Source organism: Paraburkholderia hospita (genome assembly GCF_002902965.1).
GTDB lineage: Bacteria > Pseudomonadota > Gammaproteobacteria > Burkholderiales > Burkholderiaceae > Paraburkholderia > Paraburkholderia hospita.
This window is the reverse complement of record NZ_CP026105.1, coordinates 3,114,093-3,129,250: the sequence shown is the minus strand read 5'-3', so window position 1 is coordinate 3,129,250 and position 15,158 is coordinate 3,114,093. Positions and strand designations below refer to the sequence as shown.

The following is a 15,158-nucleotide window of genomic DNA, read 5'->3' as shown; positions in this document are numbered from 1 at the left end:
AGGTATTCGCAGCGCACCCTGAGGTTAAGACGGCGGTTCGACTCTCTCGCATTCGAAACTGCACGCAACCCTAAATGGAGTGAGACATGAAATCTGCAATGCGTCGTTCCGTATTGAGTTCCCTCGTTTGCGCCGCAATGGCCGCCGGCCTGACGATGGTCGCGCCGCTCGCGCACGCGAGCAAGGACAAGCCCGAAATCGGCTTCTGTATCGACGATCTGCGCGTCGAACGCTGGTCGCGCGATCGTGACTATTTCGTCGCCGCAGCGACGAAGCTCGGCGCGAAAGTCTCCGTGCAGTCCGCCGACGCGAGCGAAGCGCGGCAAATCTCGCAGATCGAGAACCTGATCTCGCGCGGCGTCGACGTGATCGTGATCGTGCCGTTCAATTCGAAGACCTTGGGCAATGTCGTCGCCGAAGCGCACAAGGCAGGCATCAAGGTCGTGTCGTATGACCGGCTGATTCTCGATGCCGACGTCGATGCCTATATCTCGTTCGACAACGAGAAGGTTGGCGAACTGCAGGCGCAAGGCGTGTTTAACGCGCAGCCCAAAGGCAACTACTTCCTGCTCGGCGGCGCGCCGACCGACAACAACGCGAAGATGCTGCGCGAAGGGCAGTTGAAGATACTCAAACCGGCAATCGATCGCGGCGACGTGAAGATCGTCGGCCAGCAGTGGGTGCCGGAATGGAGCGCGGCGACGGCGCTGCGTATCACGGAAGATGCACTGACCGCGAACAACAACAAGATCGATGCGATCGTCGCGTCGAATGACGGCACGGCAGGCGGCGCAATTCAGGCGCTAGCCGCGCAGAAGATGGCGGGCAAGGTGCCCGTGTCCGGCCAGGATGCGGACCTTGCGGCTGTGAAGCGTGTGATCGCGGGCACGCAGACGATGACCGTGTACAAGCCGTTGAAGCTGATCGCAGGTGAGGCGGCCAAGCTCGCCGTCGATCTCGCGAAGGGCGACAAGCCCTCGTACAACGCGAAGTACGACAACGGCAAGAAGCAGGTCGATACCGTGCTGCTGCAACCCACGCTGCTCACCAAGAGCAATGTCGATGTCGTGATCAAGGACGGCTTCTATACGCAGGCGCAACTGGCTGGCAACTGATAGCGGGCGCGGGCGCTTCTGATCGTCACAGACAGAAGCGCTCGCGAATCTTTCATCCATCCAGGACATTACGCATGGCACAAGCGCTTCTGGAGTTGCGCGGCATCGCCAAATCGTTTGCCGGGGTGAAGGCGCTCGACGGCATCGATCTCGTCGTCGCGCCCGGCGAATGCGTCGGACTGTGCGGCGAAAACGGCGCCGGCAAATCGACGCTGATGAAGATCGTCTCCGGTGTCTATCCCCATGGAGAGTGGTCCGGCGAAATCCTCTGGGACGGCAAGCCACTTGTTGCGCAGAACATCCGCGATACCGAACGCGCAGGCATCGTCATCATCCATCAGGAACTGATGCTGGTGCCGCAATTGTCGGTGGCCGAGAACATTTTCCTCGGCAATGAAATCACGCTGCCCGGCGGCCGCATGAATTACGCGGCGATGTATCAGCGCGCCGACGAACTTTTGCGCGAACTGAATATCACAGGCATCAACGTCGCGCAGCCGGTGATGAACTATGGCGGCGGGCATCAGCAATTGATCGAAATCGCCAAGGCGCTCAACAAGCAGGCGCGACTGCTGATACTTGACGAGCCTTCTTCGTCGCTGACGGCGGCGGAAACGAAGATCCTGCTCGATATCGTGCGCGATCTGAAAAAGCGCGGCGTGGCTTGCGTGTACATCTCGCACAAGCTCGATGAAGTGGAAGCCGTGTGCGACACGATTACCGTGATACGCGACGGCAAGCACGTTGGCACGCAACCGATGAAGCAGCTCACCACCGATCGCATCATCGCGATGATGGTCGGGCGCGAGATCACAAATCTGTTTCCGCGCGAACCGCATGAGATCGGCGACGTGATCTTCGAGGCGCGCAATGTGACGTGCTATGACGTGACGAATACGAACCGAAAGCGTGTCGATGATGTTTCCTTTGCGTTGCGCAAGGGCGAAATTCTCGGCGTCGCGGGACTGGTCGGCGCGGGGCGCACGGAGTTGATGCAGGCGATTTTCGGCGCGTATCCGGGTGTGAGCGAAGCCGAAGTGTGGATGGGCGGCAAGCGTCTGAAAATCCGCGCACCCGCCGATGCGATCGCGGCAGGCATCGCGATGGTGCCCGAGGACCGCAAGCGTCACGGCATCGTGCCGCAGCTGGGCGTGGGTCACAACATCACGCTGGCGGTGTTGCAACGCTTTGCGAAAGGCGGACGCATCGATACCGCATCCGAACTCGACACGATCAACTCGGAAATGAAGCGCCTTTCCGTGCGCGCGGCTTCGCCGATGCTGTCGATTGCGAGTCTTTCAGGCGGCAACCAGCAGAAGGCCGTGCTCACGCGCATGCTGCTCACCAATCCCTCTGTGCTGATCCTCGACGAGCCGACACGCGGCGTCGATGTCGGCGCGAAGTTCGAAATCTACAAGCTGATGTTCGCGCTCGCGAAGCGCGGCGTGTCGATCATCATGGTGTCGTCGGAATTGACGGAAGTGCTCGGCGTGAGCGATCGCGTGCTCGTGATCGGCGAAGGCGAGTTGCGCGGCGATTTTGTGAATGACGGTCTCACGCAGGAACATATTCTGACGGCCGCCATCGCGACGAACCCGAAAGACGCGGACACGAAAGGCAAGGGCCCCACTCAACTGGCGAGCGTCGCATGACTCCTGATCTCACTTCTTCCGATAGCCACGCAAAACACGGCGCGTCGATCGCATCGGGACAGCGTATCAAGCAGCTGTTCGCGCGCTACAAGCTGCTCGCGTTGCTGCTTGCCGTCGCCGTCATCTGGGTGTTCTTTTCGTTCCTCACGGAAGGCGCATTCGTCACACCGCGCAATCTGTCGAACCTGTTGCGGCAGATGTCGATCACGGGAATGCTCGCGTGCGGGATGGTGTTCGTCATCATCTCGGGCGAGATCGATCTGTCCGTCGGGTCTCTGCTTGGGCTGCTCGGCGGCGTCGCGGCGATACTGAACGTCACGTATCACTGGCCGCTCGCGGCGACGCTGCCCGTCGTGATGTTGCTCGGCGTCGCGATCGGGCTTTTCAACGGCTGGTGGTCGACGTATCTGCGTGTGCCGTCATTCATCGTCGGGTTGGGCGGGATGCTCGCGTATCGCGGCGTGCTGCTCGGCGTGACGGGCGGATCGACGATCGCGCCGGTGTCCGACAACTTCGTCTTCATCGGTCAGGGCTACTTGCCGCGCATTGCTGGCGACACGCTCGCTGTCGTGCTGTTTGTGCTGCTCGCCGCGTTGACCGTGCGGCAGCGGCAGAAGCGGCAGCATTACAACCTGAGCGTCGTGCCGCTGTGGCAGGACGGCGTTAAGATCGTCGCGACGGGCCTGATCCTGCTTGCGTTCGTCGCGACGCTCAACCGTTATGGCGGTATTCCTGTGCCCGTTTTGCTGTTGCTCGCGCTGCTCGGCATTTTCACGTACATCGCGACGCAAACCGTATTCGGCCGGCGCATCTATGCGGTCGGCTCGAATCTCGAAGCGACGCGGCTGTCAGGCGTCAACACGAACCGCGTGAAGCTCGCGATCTTCGCGCTGATGGGGCTGATGTGTGCATTCGGCGGCCTCATCAATACGGCGCGGCTCGCGGCGGGCTCGCCGTCGGCGGGTTCGATGGGTGAACTCGATGCGATCGCGGCGTGCTTTATCGGCGGCACGTCGATGCGCGGCGGCTCGGGCACCGTGTATGGCGCGCTGATCGGCGCGCTCGTGATGGCGAGCCTCGACAACGGCATGTCGATGCTCGACGTCGACTCGTACTGGCAGATGATCGTGAAGGGCGGCATTCTCGTGCTCGCGGTGTGGATCGACGTGATCTCGGGGTCCGACCGGCGCTAGCGCAGAGCGCACGGCGGTGGTGCGCTGCACCACGGCACAGCATCGACGCGCTTCGTTGAGGCGCGCACAAGCGCCCTGAGAAGGGCGCTTTTTCATTGGCGTGACGTAGCGGCAAGAAGCATTGCGCGAAAAATCGAAGAATACGCGCACGTCCCGTCCAGCAAGCGATTGCGCGCTCCGCAAGCGCACCGTCAAGTCCCTTTCGAGATGCATGCATCGGCCAAAAACAGGCCGATGGCATACCTATTGCGTTATCCGCCGCGTAGCCAATGGCGGCTGCAACGAATTCCGGTTTTTTTCAGGGACGCTCGCAACGCGAGCGGACCGATGGGGCAACGGCGTCCCGAAACGCAACGTGCGAGGAGCGTTCGATCCATGCGATCGGGCGACGCGCGTGCGCTTCGGGACGCTTTTTTTTTGCGCAACCGAAAAGCGCGCATCGACGCGATCCAGCATGACGAACGAGCAGATCACCACGCAACGCAGTGAAGTGTCCGGACAGACGATCGGCGAACTGATCAATCTGTCGGGCCGTCAGCGGATGCTTTCGCAACGCATCGTGCTGCATGTGTTGCTCGCGTCGCATGGCGATATGAATGCGCTTGCCATTACGCGCGAATGCCTCGCGACGTTTGCGGCGACACATCGCGTGCTCGTGAACGGCAATGATCACTTGCCCGGCGTGTTCTCGGATGCGTTACAGCAACTCTATTACGGCACGCGCAAGGCGGATGAACGCGTGCAGCGCTTCATCGCGTTGACGGACGAAACGGTCGCGTGCGTCGAGGCGAATGACGACGCGTCACGCGAGCAGGTCGATGCCCTAGTCGCGCAGGCGACGCCGCTGCTCGAACTGCTGCAGGAAATCACGCTTGCGTACCAGAACGAGATGCGCGGTATCGAAGCGGCAACGCAGCGCCGTCAGGTCGCGATCGCCGAACAGCTGTCGAGCATTTCGATGCAGGCGAACATCGTCGCGTTGAATGCGCGCATTTCGGCGGCGCGCGCGGGTTCGTACGGCCGCGAGTTCGCCGTGATCACGACGGTGCTCGCCGACATCATCAAGGAGATGGACACGCTGATCTACAGCGTCGTCGATCGCGACACCGACGACGCGTCGTCGCGGCGCGGCGCGCCCCGCAAACCGGCGCATCACGTCGCGCAGTCTGCGCGGCCACGCGCGACCGAACGTGCTTTCCCCTAGTTCTTTGCTCGACCCCACGCATCAGCCCTGTTTTCGTTCAATGTGAGAGAGACCCATGAAAAACCTGCTGAATTCGCTTGCGAGCGGTAACTGGCGCGCACTGCTTGCGTGCTTCCTCTACTTCGATACCGGCTTCACCGTCTGGGTCATGTTCGGGCCGCTCGCGCCGTTCATTCACAAGGACATCGCGATGTCGCCCGCGGAACTGGGCTTCCTCGTCGCGGTACCCGTGCTCGGTGCGGCGATCCTGCGCGTGACGCTCGGCAATCTCTACCAGGCTTGCGACGGACGGCGCGTCGCGCTGATGGGCATCGCGCTGTCGGCGATTCCTTCCGTGGTGCTGCTGCTGATGCCGGGCACGCCGTCGTACACGCTGCTGCTGATTCTCGGCGTGTTTCTCGGCGTCGGCGGCGCGAGCTTTGCCGTTGCGCTGCCGATGGCGGGCAGCAACTATCCGCCGAAAGTGCAGGGTCTGGTGCTGGGTCTGGCGGCTGCGGGCAACATCGGTGCGGTGCTCGACGGTTTCATGTTCCCCGCGCTCGCCGATCAGTTCGGCTGGGCGAAAGCTGCGGGCGCAGCGCTGCCGCTGCTGGGTCTTGCCGCGATCGCGCTGTTCTTCTGGGCGAAGGATCTTGGGCAGAAGTCGGGCAGCGGCGTGCAGGCAATGCGCAGTTTCATCGTGACACTGGTGGGTCTCGTTGCGCTCGTGGTCGCCGTGCATGCGGGCGTGTTCGGCACGGGCAAGACGGGCGTGCTGCTGCTGCCCGTGCTCGGCGCACTGCTCGCGATTGCGGTGCTGCCGAAGCACTATCGCAGCGTGCTCGTCGAGGGCGATACGTGGGTGGTGATGCTGGTCTATAGCATTACGTTTGGTGGTTTCGTCGGCATGTCGTCGTATGTGACGACGCTGCTGATTTCTCTGTATCAGATGCCGCGTCTTGAAGCGGGGCTCTTCATGTCGCTGCTGGCTTGTATTGGTGCGCTGGTGCGTCCTGTCGGCGGTCTGGTCGCGGATCGTATTTCGGGTGTGCGTGCGCTGGTGATCCTGCTTGCGGCGATTTCGCTGTGCGACTTCCTGTTTGCGGCGTGGATGCCGCCGGCGTCGGCTGGCATTGCGTTGTTGATCGCGATGTATGTGTGCTTCGGGTTGGGCAACGGCGCGACGTTTCAACTGGTGCCGCAGCGCTGGAAGGGCAAGACGGGCTTGATGTCGGGGATCGTCGGCGCGGCGGGGGGTATCGGCGGGTTCTATCTGCCTGTGATCATGGGCATCGCGAAGGAAGGCACGGGCAGCTATCAGATGGGCTTCGCGACGTTCGGCGTGCTGGCGGCGCTTGCGTTCGGCCTCGTGGTGCTGCACCGCGCGCGCTGGCTAGAGTGGGCGTTGCCGAAGGAGAGCCTTGTGGTGGTCGAGCCGATTCGCGCGGGGGTGAGTGTGGATAGCGGGGCGTGATGACGGTTCGCTGTAGTCACGCTTTTCGTTGAATGATCGCCAGCACATTGTGCGCTGGCGATTGTCATTTTGGGCCTCGTCACGCGCGAGTTGTTTGTCTTATGAATAGGACACGCCGATCGTTTGATCCTTCGATGCGCAATACGGTTCAATCCCAATGCGGCGAATTCATGTTTTAGGCATTTTTTCGCGGTAATCTCCTGACCTGAGGATCCAGTTTCCCTTTTTCGTGCTGGCAGTTTGCCATTCCCGGTGCTACCACCGAGCGGATTGCGGAGAAGAACTGATATGCAAAGTGTGATTGTTTCCGAGAGCTTCGACGGACATCCCGTCGACATCATCCTCTGCGAACTCGCTGCATACGAGTGGGCGTGGGAGGTTTTCAATTGGACCAACGAATGGTACGCACGTAATGCTCCACGGCGCCTCTGCTGCAGTCAGGAAACGGCATTGCTTGAGGCAAAAGCGGCAATCGAGCTGGAGCTTGCCAAGGCGTAGCGAACACGCCAGATCGCTATCCGCGTTTATTCAGCGCCGTTCGCCGCGCTGAGGATTTTCTTCCTGTGGGAATTGCGGCAGCAGCCGCGGAACTTGATTCGATGCATGATCCCCTGATTTTTGGCGCGTTATGCGCTTGTCATGCGTGCGTTCAAAACCCCGAGTCGCTGTGATGTCACGTGCGCGTTAGGGCGCGCTTGCCGGGAAAACACGTGACGTCGTTTCATTCATTGCGACCTGCCTGATGCAAGCTGCGTCCGTTTGATTCGTAGCGCCGGGAATGTCGTCCCGCGCAGCGTTGCACGACACGTGTGCGTTCCATTCTCAGTCATGTCGACCTCGGCAGGCGTCGAACAACCCTCAACGACAAGGGAAGTTCGCAGAAGATGCGGAGCGCTCATACACTGAACTTCCGGGCTCGGCCATGAACGGTCCTTCGCGCAGGCTGGTGATCTCTCATGGTAACGTCGGATTGATATCCCGCTACGGACATTCTCTACCTGTTACAGACAGGTCAACATGGCCAAACCATCAAACCACCGGCTTCTCGCGTATGTCTTCATTTTCGAATGGCTGGTACAAGAAAAAGAAACGGAGACCATAAAAAAGATCTTGCGTTTTGTAGTTCATGGGACGGGAGTCCAAGGCGATCACGCAGCGAAAAGATTGCTGCAGTATCGCGGCGAACTCGCCGATTCCCGCCCCATATGAGTTGTTGCGGGGATTGGGCGGCGACTCCCCAGTCGCCGCCGCTTGCGCTCACGGCAACGTGATTTTGCGCGTGAATTCGGACGTCACGTTGGGACTTGTGGCTGTGCCGAACACCGGATAGAAGGTCGCGGGCCCGCTAGCAGCCAGACCCATGTAATCGCCGAGGAAATGGCCACCCGCCACGGGAGCGTCAAGCATGTTGAACGAGGCGTCGGTCAGTCGTCGCTCATTGACCCAATTGGCGGGGTTTGTGCACGCTGTGGCAGTCGAGCAGAACACCGCGAAATAGTCGGTGCCCTCGAAGCCGGCAGGAGTGTTCGTGTCGTTACGGAAGTCATAGTAGGTCACCACGATCGTATTGCCGTCGCCCGACGCCACGACCGCAGGGATGAACGCCTGCTGACGGCAGGGGTTCGCGCCGTTTGACGGCGTCTTGTTGATCATTACTGGCGTCGACCAGGTGGCCCCGCCGTCATCCGACTCGCTGAAAACGATCCCGTCGATCGGAACCGATCCAGTGGGCGTGGTGCAGGTCGCATTCGAAAAGCGATCGTCCTGCCAGGTGAGATAGATCGCCCCCGACTTTGGGTTCACAGCGACACTGTAGAGAATGGAAGCATCGCGTACCGGCTGGCCGCTGTCCGGAGTTACCACTCCGACCACGCTAATATCGTGGGGGAATGTCGGCCCTGTCCAGTTCACGCCTTTATTTGCGGACCTTATATACCCGATGCTCAGACCCGATGGCGTGACATTGATCGCGGTGAAGAAATCGAGCAGGGTCCCGTCAGGCAACACCCGCACAATGTTGTCGATCGTTTGTGCGTTCGTGCCCGGCTGGTAAATGGGGGTGGCCGTACTCCATGTCACGCCGTTGTCGATGGATCGCGAGAAGAAACTCGGGCCGGTGAAATTAAACTTGAACAAGGGGGCACCGCCCGCTGCTGACGCTGCAGCTTTACGCAATTTGCGCGCGATCAGGACACCATCGTTTTCCGCGAGCAACTGGGCGGCGTCCTTCGTTTGTGGGAACACGCTCAGCTGATCCCACACCGCATAGACGTATTCGTTCGCGGTCGGATCGGCGGTGAGGGAGTTCTTGTCATTGAGCACGTGCGGCGAGTTGTTGCGAATCAGCGTAACGGGCGGTTGCCACGTCGCGCCGTGGTCGATGGAGCGACTGACCAGCATCGCGCTATTGCGTGCGCCAAACGGAGTCGTCGGCTGCGCGGGGTCCAACACCAGCGAGAAAAAGAATGCCGTCCCGTCTTGCGCAAAGTCTACCCAGGGATCGGACGCGCGACGGAATTTGCCCCCGGTACAGTCAGTAACGCCGGATGGGATCGAGTTGGTCCAGGTGCTGCCCGCATCGTTGGAGACGACGCCGACGAGCCCGCGGGAGCCACCATTGTTCCAGCGGTCCTGCTGGTGGCCGACGAGGAGGCGAGACGGGTTGATCGGATCGGTCGCCACCCATGGCTCGATCGACGTGGCCGGAAACAGGACACTCCCGAATGCTGACTCCTGCGCATGCACCTGGTCTGCCGTGCATCCGCTGAATGGATCGCCTGCGGCCACCGTGACGAGCGATCCTAATGTCTGCGCCTGAGAGCGTGGCCCGATCGCACACGTGAGCGCGATGACACCGCCTGCTGCGATGCCTTGGGAAACAAACCTGGATAGGCGTCTGAAATTGAATTTCATTGTGTGCCTCGCGAAAAAGGGTAAAACGCCTCCGCACTGCCGGGTTCTGTCACCCGTACCCATGCGAAAACGACTTGCTCCACCGCAAATCCAACGCTTGCTACCTCCCATCGAGAGATGAACTGATGCGCCTCCGATGCACCTACGAAAACACACTAGATCGCGGGGACAGGATTTGTGTGAAAAATTCATTACGGGTGCTGGTTCATAACGCGCCGTCCCCATTGTTATTGACGTGGTATGGGGTTTGCAGAAAGACGGTTGAAGCATGTATGTGCTTGACGAAGCAGGATGGCGCCTCACAAGTGCCCTTTCAACGGTAAAACTACCGCCGATCCGGCTCATGGCAGGAAGAAGGTGACTGCATCGGTGTTTCAGTTTTAAGTCGATGTCAGAAGCATCGTCTATCATCCGGGATACTGATTAATCTGCGCGGCGATGTACCGCACTTTGCGCGCCCGCCGAGGCATGGCAGGGCCCCAAAAGCAATCTGGCGACACCTGTCCCGGGGTGCCAGGTTACCCCCTCGTTGTGGACATTGACGAGGTGAACTTGCGAGCGGCAGAACGGGTCGGGGTGCTGCCCGATACGGAAGCATCATCGGTGGAGCTTACCGCCAGTTCATCGTTGGACTGGGTGCGGCCATCTACGGCCATTCGTTTTTGCGTTTAGATGGTTCAAGCGGCTGCTCGACTCAAATAACAGACCTTCGTGCTCGGATCGAGCGATGAACCGACCGTGCATACGGAACCGAATGCCGCCCGCTTGAAGTGCGCTCCGGCCTCGCCGCGCAGCGGCGCAGAGCCGGCGTTTGCGTCACAGCGAACATCCCCACCTGAAGATCACATTCAGGCTCGGACCGTTGAAACGCAGCGTTTGCACGAGTTGATTGATCACCCGAGCCGTAGAAGGCGAGATACCGGTAGGTCAAGCTCACATCGCCCCACTTCATCGCGTAGCCGATGCCTGTCATCGCCTGCCACGTGAACTGACGAGTCGCCGGAAGAGTTCTGGATCCGAGGGCTCGAGCCAGAACCTGAGAGACGAACACAGCCATTCTGACGTTCATCGGGCATCGGGTGTTTCCCTTGTTGCCTTAAGGCCAACTACGTGCGAACCGCTTCAGGGCTGGAATCACCATTTTTGTCTGATAAAAATCAGACTATCAAACACATATTGTTCATACACGATATTCATTTTTCTGCCCCGATTTGGACTTAACATTCCCATTCCAAAACTGTGGACTGTTAAAAACGAAAGACTGGAATACCTACCGACCGTTCACGACGGCGGTAATTTTGCCTTACATAACGTTCATTCCAGTAGACCCGGGAGACACAGACATGCTAAGTCCTCACGAATTCGCCACATTGATGCTGGTCAGGGCCGCACCTGACCAGATCGACCCCGGGCGCGGGGAACTCGACACCCTGCTGGAACACCAGCTGGTGGCACTCGAACGACCCGCGTCTGGGCAACAGCGTCTCAGGCTGACCCGCGACGGCGACGCAGTACTGCAGGCTGTTGCGCCGCGACGGTGGAGCGAAAAACCTCAGGGCCAGGGATGATTAATATCCTGTTCTTCCCGCCGCCCCCCGTCGGCGATGCTACTCCCGCGCAGCGCGCAACGCCCGTTGGCGCGACCCCCACGCGTGATCACCTTTACAGAAGTTTCACCAAGCCCACCGAGGAACAGCTTGCTACAAGCCAGAAGACGAACCTCGATACCTTCTTCGGCCTTAGCGGCTGTATGGTCGAGGGCGTTGGGAAGCTCGCCGAGCTGAATATGCAGGCGACCCGGGCGACGCTTGCTGAGACCCTTGATCTGGCACAGAAGGCGCCGTCCGTGAAAGAGACGGAGCAATGGCTGGCTCTGCAGAACAGCTTGGCGGCGCTCGCCGCAGAGAAGATACAGGCCTGGAGCCGGCAGGCGTTTGACATTGTTGCCGCCACCCAGGCCGACCTGGTGCGGTGCGCGCATGCGCAGTGGGAAGCGCAGGTCAGGCAAGCAAAAACGCAGGTGGAGGGCCTTGCGAAGAGCGCGCCGGCCGGCTCCGAGGCCGCCGTAGCCGCGCTGGACCAGGCGATCACTGCCGCGAATGCGCTTTATGAAACTCTGGAGCAGGCTGGCCGGCAGGCAGTGAGGCCACCCGAAGCAACCTCGATATGGCCGCCGCGGCAGCCTGGAAGAGCGCTCGGCGCGGAATCGATCCCAGTATCGCGGGCAGCAAAGCGATAACGACTGATCTCTGGCGCTAGCATGGCGATCGGTACGGCGGTAATGTCGGGCTGAATTGCGAAAGTGCAACCCGAAGTGTGGTCAGGCCAGTAGCGGTCAAAGCTAATGTGTCACGGTACGAGATTTGCATCGCTTTACAAGCTGATCCTGAAACCAGTATCGAATTGATGTTCCGGAGACTTCATGTTTTTCTATCATCACGGGGTGGCGATTCAGCCGTCGGTCGCAAGGAGCGGCAGGACGTTTGTCGCACGAGTTTCCATTCTCGAGGAAGACGGGGAAGCGACCTCGCTCGGGGATCTCGGGCATTTTGCGAACCGGCAATCGGCGTACACGTTCGCCTTGCGTTGTGGTGCTGCATTCGTGGACGACGAACCGATGCCGAGGCCTCCATGTAAGCTCGTGTCGTCACCGGCCAACCCTGACGGTCAGCACGCTAATACATGAGTTTTTGCGCTTTATCCAACGAGCGCATCAGGTGTGACTCCCTCGATCGGATCGCCTATTGCCGTGAGGGGGCTCATATCGGTGTTCCTGTCTCGAGCCTCTGCAGTGCCCTTTGCCTCCTCGCTGGAATTTGCTACGAGGTTGCTACCACAACCAATTCAGCCTGGGTCCAGTGCGGCGTGCGCTGCGTCGCTTGCTGAAGCGGCAGAGATCCGGCCACAAGCCGACACTCGCCATTACCGTCACGTGGCAATTTGAGTGGCGGCTTCGCCTCAAACAACGGACCTCCACGGTCGAACGGCACCAGACCGGTCATCGCAGGCTGTATAAGGTGTTTCGTCTTGCTGGTTTCGTAACCGTGCCGTGCAGACCGGGCTCGACGAGTTCACTTCCCGAGGATTCCCATTACAAGCCGCGCGACTTCGCCGGTGTCGGTGGAACGTGGAATCCCTGAACCATCGCAGATCACGGTGGGTGTCGCCCGACCAGTGGCGGCCGACGAGCCGGTGCCCGCCGACATCGACAACCTGATGTCCCTGCTCGCACAGGAGGTTCAGCGCCGCAGACATGAACACCTCGTCGCCTTGGTGGTTCAGCTGCGGTATGGCCTCGACATGCCGGTGAAAACACTCGCGCGCGGGACGAGTTCTTCAATGAAACCGGCAGAAGCCAGCAACAGCTCGCCGCCGAACCATCGCGGGTTGGCAAGCCGTCGGCCGGCCACCGTCTCGAGGCAAGAGTGAAAAACGGAAATTAGCCAGATGCCAATCGATGCGGGAAAAAACAGACGTCGTGGCTTTACGGGCAAGAACCGATACCGACCGGACGGGATTCCGATTTAACATTTTGGGTCCCGGCTTGAAGGCTGCTGAGTTCGCAAGGCTTGGTTATCAAATGACTGAAATAGCTACCGAGTAGTGACATTGCCGGGGGCTTTTACGGTAACTTATGCTTATCGGCAATGTCCATCCAGATAATACGGAGACACGTACATGCTGAGCCCTCACGAATTCGCCACTCCGATGCTCGTCAAGGCCGCCCGCGAGCAAATCGACCTGAACCGCGAAGAGCTTGACACCCTGCTGGAACGCCAGGTGGTCGCCCTCGAACAGCCGGCGTACGGAGCCCAACGTCCCCGCCTCACCCGTGACGGCGTTTCAGTTCTGCGAGCGGTTGCCCGAAAACACTGAGCGGCAACCCGCCCGCAATTATCGGTCATGCGCGTGCCACGTCTGGCGCGCATCATCAGTCCACTCACGCGATCCCGCCTCCTCTATACATGCAGGCGGGCCGAACGAGGGCACTATGAACGACAGTAATATTCGGCTCGATATCATCCGAGATGAAGCGGCCTTCACTGCGCTCAAGTCTGAATGGGAACTATTGTGGCTGAAAGCGAATGGGCGGTATTTTCAGCGCTACGATGTTTCTCTGCTAGCTTGGCTTAATGTAGCTAAACCTCGCGGACGCGCTCTACACTGCATAGTGATGCATGAGAACGGTGAGCTGTGCCTTGTGTGGCCTCTGGTCACGCATCGTCGCGCACTTTGGAGATACCTCCTCCCGCTAGGTTCAGATTCTGCTGACTATACTGGCCCGTTGATGGAAGACCGCCGCGATGCTGCAATGCTGGTAGAACGCGCTTGGAAAGCCGTACGCGCGGAGTGTAAAGCAGATTTAATACGCCTACCGTATATGAACGAAGAATCTGCAATTCATCGTATTGCGCAACGGGAGAAACATATTCTCAGTGCACAAAAGAATGTTTGCTGGATTGCGAATTTACATGAATACAGCGATTGGGCTACCTATACTAAGTCGCTGGGTGCGTTGTTCAACAAAAAGCCCGGTCAGTTAGAGCGACGCCTCGCTAAAGAGGGCAAGCTTGAAGTTTTTATGATGGATCCAAAGAATCGTAAAGGGATTGCTGAAGTTATTCACTGGATTCTTGCAATCAAACGTGAGTGGGCCGAGAAGGTTAATAAGAAAGGCGCTTGGCTGTTCTCACAGCACTATGAGAATTTTCTTGTAGCCACGCTCACATATGGGGGTGATAATGCGCCCGCACGCATACACGTTGTGAAGTTTAATGATGTGCTGATCTCCGCTTGCATTATGAGCCACGGCAATCCACTTGCTACCGGTGTTATATCCGGATTCGACTTGAAGTATAGTCAGTACAAACCTGGTTCAATTGCATGGGAAGCTGCCATCAAATGGGCGTTTGAACAAGGGTACGATGTTGACTTCTGCCCGGGGTCGGAAAAATATAAGGACTACTGGACACATGGCAACCGCAGCTATACTTGGTCTATGCATGTCGCTAACAACACATGGGGCCTTTTGGGCTATAGGGCCGCGAGCACTGCAAAAGTCTTGATCGCAGCGGCTAAAGGTTTGAAGCCAGGTTCCAAGGAGGCGACTGCAGAAAGTGGACGCACTGGGTCTTCACCGCAAGATCCAGTCAGCGAATAGATTTAAGGCATTGCTCGTTGCGCGGATTTCGCTTCCTCCGGCAGCCTAGGCAAACTTGGTCGCGCTGTACCCCGTGTCGATGCCAATTTTTGCACCGGCGGGTGTGAGTACGGCGTGCGGTGACGACCGATCGGGCGGGCGTTGAAGTTCCTCGCGCCGATCGTGTCGAAGGGAGCGTTGACCTCGTAGTCCTCGAAGGGTTTGCTCCCGGACAGCACCCGCTCGAGCAGCGTGCGCAGCTCGGGAATGTTCCACTGACCGCTGCCCAGTTCGTAGAGAAGGCGCTCCTGCGTGTCGGCCGGCGTCAAGCCTTCGCTTCACTGCGCATCTTGCTAACGCCGCCCTTGCTCCCGTCACGCGAGCTCGGGCCCGTTCGTCCGTGGCGAACACCCTCCCAGGGGGTGTAACAAGGTGCTCATCAGAGCGTTCGTCCTTTCGGCCTTTGTTGCTCTGACGAGGCACAGAAG

General features: G+C 59.4%; 14 protein-coding genes. 12 read left to right on the top strand and 2 right to left on the bottom strand.

Annotated elements, in window-relative coordinates:
• Positions 1 to 86 precede the first annotated feature (86 nt).
• From xylF to C2L64_RS14220, 6 genes are all read left to right on the top strand, one after another.
• Positions 87 to 1,115, top strand: coding sequence for a D-xylose ABC transporter substrate-binding protein (gene xylF, locus C2L64_RS14245; RefSeq protein ID WP_042307384.1), 1,029 nt, complete (start codon positions 87 to 89; stop codon positions 1,113 to 1,115).
• 74 nt (positions 1,116 to 1,189) lie between these two features.
• Positions 1,190 to 2,767 (top strand): D-xylose ABC transporter ATP-binding protein, encoded by a 1,578-nt coding sequence (xylG, locus tag C2L64_RS14240; RefSeq protein WP_090838324.1) that lies wholly within the window; start codon positions 1,190 to 1,192, stop codon positions 2,765 to 2,767.
• Positions 2,764 to 3,960, top strand: a complete 1,197-nt coding sequence (locus tag C2L64_RS14235; RefSeq protein WP_007589102.1) for a sugar ABC transporter permease — start codon at positions 2,764 to 2,766, stop codon at positions 3,958 to 3,960. Before xylG ends, C2L64_RS14235 begins: the two co-directional genes overlap by 4 nt.
• A gap of 454 nt (positions 3,961 to 4,414) precedes the next feature.
• The gene (locus C2L64_RS14230; protein WP_090838332.1) at positions 4,415 to 5,164 is read left to right on the top strand and encodes a methyl-accepting chemotaxis protein; all 750 of its coding nucleotides are present in this window, start codon (positions 4,415 to 4,417) and stop codon (positions 5,162 to 5,164) included.
• A gap of 55 nt (positions 5,165 to 5,219) precedes the next feature.
• Entirely contained in the window at positions 5,220 to 6,617 is a 1,398-nt protein-coding gene (locus tag C2L64_RS14225; protein ID WP_090838326.1) for an MFS transporter, read from the top strand.
• 288 nt (positions 6,618 to 6,905) lie between these two features.
• Complete coding sequence (locus tag C2L64_RS14220) at positions 6,906 to 7,115, top strand: hypothetical protein (RefSeq protein ID WP_090838328.1); 210 nt, start codon at positions 6,906 to 6,908, stop codon at positions 7,113 to 7,115.
• Positions 7,116 to 7,874: 759 nt separating this feature from the next.
• Here the strand turns inward: C2L64_RS14220 and C2L64_RS14215 are convergent.
• Complete coding sequence (locus C2L64_RS14215) at positions 7,875 to 9,530, bottom strand: sialidase family protein (RefSeq protein ID WP_103153701.1); 1,656 nt, start codon at positions 9,528 to 9,530, stop codon at positions 7,875 to 7,877.
• Positions 9,531 to 10,873: 1,343 nt separating this feature from the next.
• Here C2L64_RS14215 and C2L64_RS54855 point away from each other — a divergent pair.
• The 6 genes from C2L64_RS54855 (at position 10,874) to C2L64_RS14185 (ending at position 14,691) form a co-directional block, all read left to right on the top strand.
• The gene (locus C2L64_RS54855; RefSeq protein WP_090836449.1) at positions 10,874 to 11,098 is read left to right on the top strand and encodes a hypothetical protein; all 225 of its coding nucleotides are present in this window, start codon (positions 10,874 to 10,876) and stop codon (positions 11,096 to 11,098) included.
• Positions 11,095 to 11,769, top strand: a complete 675-nt coding sequence (gene phaP / locus C2L64_RS14205) for a TIGR01841 family phasin (RefSeq protein ID WP_244144577.1) — start codon at positions 11,095 to 11,097, stop codon at positions 11,767 to 11,769. The genes C2L64_RS54855 and phaP overlap by 4 nt, the downstream gene beginning before the upstream one ends.
• 183 nt (positions 11,770 to 11,952) lie before the next feature.
• Positions 11,953 to 12,216, top strand: coding sequence for a hypothetical protein (locus C2L64_RS54850; protein WP_090836447.1), 264 nt, complete (start codon positions 11,953 to 11,955; stop codon positions 12,214 to 12,216).
• 470 nt (positions 12,217 to 12,686) lie between these two features.
• Positions 12,687 to 12,959 carry a hypothetical protein gene (locus C2L64_RS53220; RefSeq protein ID WP_158660515.1) on the top strand — a complete coding sequence of 91 codons (273 nt, stop codon included), beginning with the start codon at positions 12,687 to 12,689 and terminating at the stop codon, positions 12,957 to 12,959.
• Positions 12,960 to 13,208: 249 nt separating this feature from the next.
• On the top strand, positions 13,209 to 13,406 hold the full coding sequence (locus C2L64_RS14190; RefSeq protein WP_090836446.1) for a hypothetical protein: 198 nt from the start codon (positions 13,209 to 13,211) through the stop codon (positions 13,404 to 13,406).
• Between the two features lie 115 nt (positions 13,407 to 13,521).
• On the top strand, positions 13,522 to 14,691 hold the full coding sequence (locus C2L64_RS14185) for a GNAT family N-acetyltransferase (protein ID WP_090836444.1): 1,170 nt from the start codon (positions 13,522 to 13,524) through the stop codon (positions 14,689 to 14,691).
• A gap of 2 nt (positions 14,692 to 14,693) precedes the next feature.
• Here C2L64_RS14185 and C2L64_RS14180 read toward each other — a convergent pair whose 3' ends face one another.
• The gene (locus C2L64_RS14180) at positions 14,694 to 14,999 is read right to left on the bottom strand and encodes a hypothetical protein (RefSeq protein ID WP_090836442.1); all 306 of its coding nucleotides are present in this window, start codon (positions 14,997 to 14,999) and stop codon (positions 14,694 to 14,696) included.
• Positions 15,000 to 15,158 lie beyond the last annotated feature (159 nt).

Coding starts and splice junctions, on each gene's coding strand:
- C2L64_RS14215 (WP_103153701.1), bottom strand. CDS start 9,530: ATGAAATTCAATTTCAGACGCCTATCCAGGTTTGTTTCCCAAGGCATC.
- C2L64_RS54855 (WP_090836449.1), top strand. CDS start 10,874: ATGCTAAGTCCTCACGAATTCGCCACATTGATGCTGGTCAGGGCCGCA.
- xylF (WP_042307384.1), top strand. CDS start 87: ATGAAATCTGCAATGCGTCGTTCCGTATTGAGTTCCCTCGTTTGCGCC.
- C2L64_RS14220 (WP_090838328.1), top strand. CDS start 6,906: ATGCAAAGTGTGATTGTTTCCGAGAGCTTCGACGGACATCCCGTCGAC.
- C2L64_RS54850 (WP_090836447.1), top strand. CDS start 11,953: ATGTTTTTCTATCATCACGGGGTGGCGATTCAGCCGTCGGTCGCAAGG.
- C2L64_RS14185 (WP_090836444.1), top strand. CDS start 13,522: ATGAACGACAGTAATATTCGGCTCGATATCATCCGAGATGAAGCGGCC.
- phaP (WP_244144577.1), top strand. CDS start 11,095: ATGATTAATATCCTGTTCTTCCCGCCGCCCCCCGTCGGCGATGCTACT.
- C2L64_RS14190 (WP_090836446.1), top strand. CDS start 13,209: ATGCTGAGCCCTCACGAATTCGCCACTCCGATGCTCGTCAAGGCCGCC.
- C2L64_RS14225 (WP_090838326.1), top strand. CDS start 5,220: ATGAAAAACCTGCTGAATTCGCTTGCGAGCGGTAACTGGCGCGCACTG.
- xylG (WP_090838324.1), top strand. CDS start 1,190: ATGGCACAAGCGCTTCTGGAGTTGCGCGGCATCGCCAAATCGTTTGCC.
- C2L64_RS14230 (WP_090838332.1), top strand. CDS start 4,415: ATGACGAACGAGCAGATCACCACGCAACGCAGTGAAGTGTCCGGACAG.
- C2L64_RS14235 (WP_007589102.1), top strand. CDS start 2,764: ATGACTCCTGATCTCACTTCTTCCGATAGCCACGCAAAACACGGCGCG.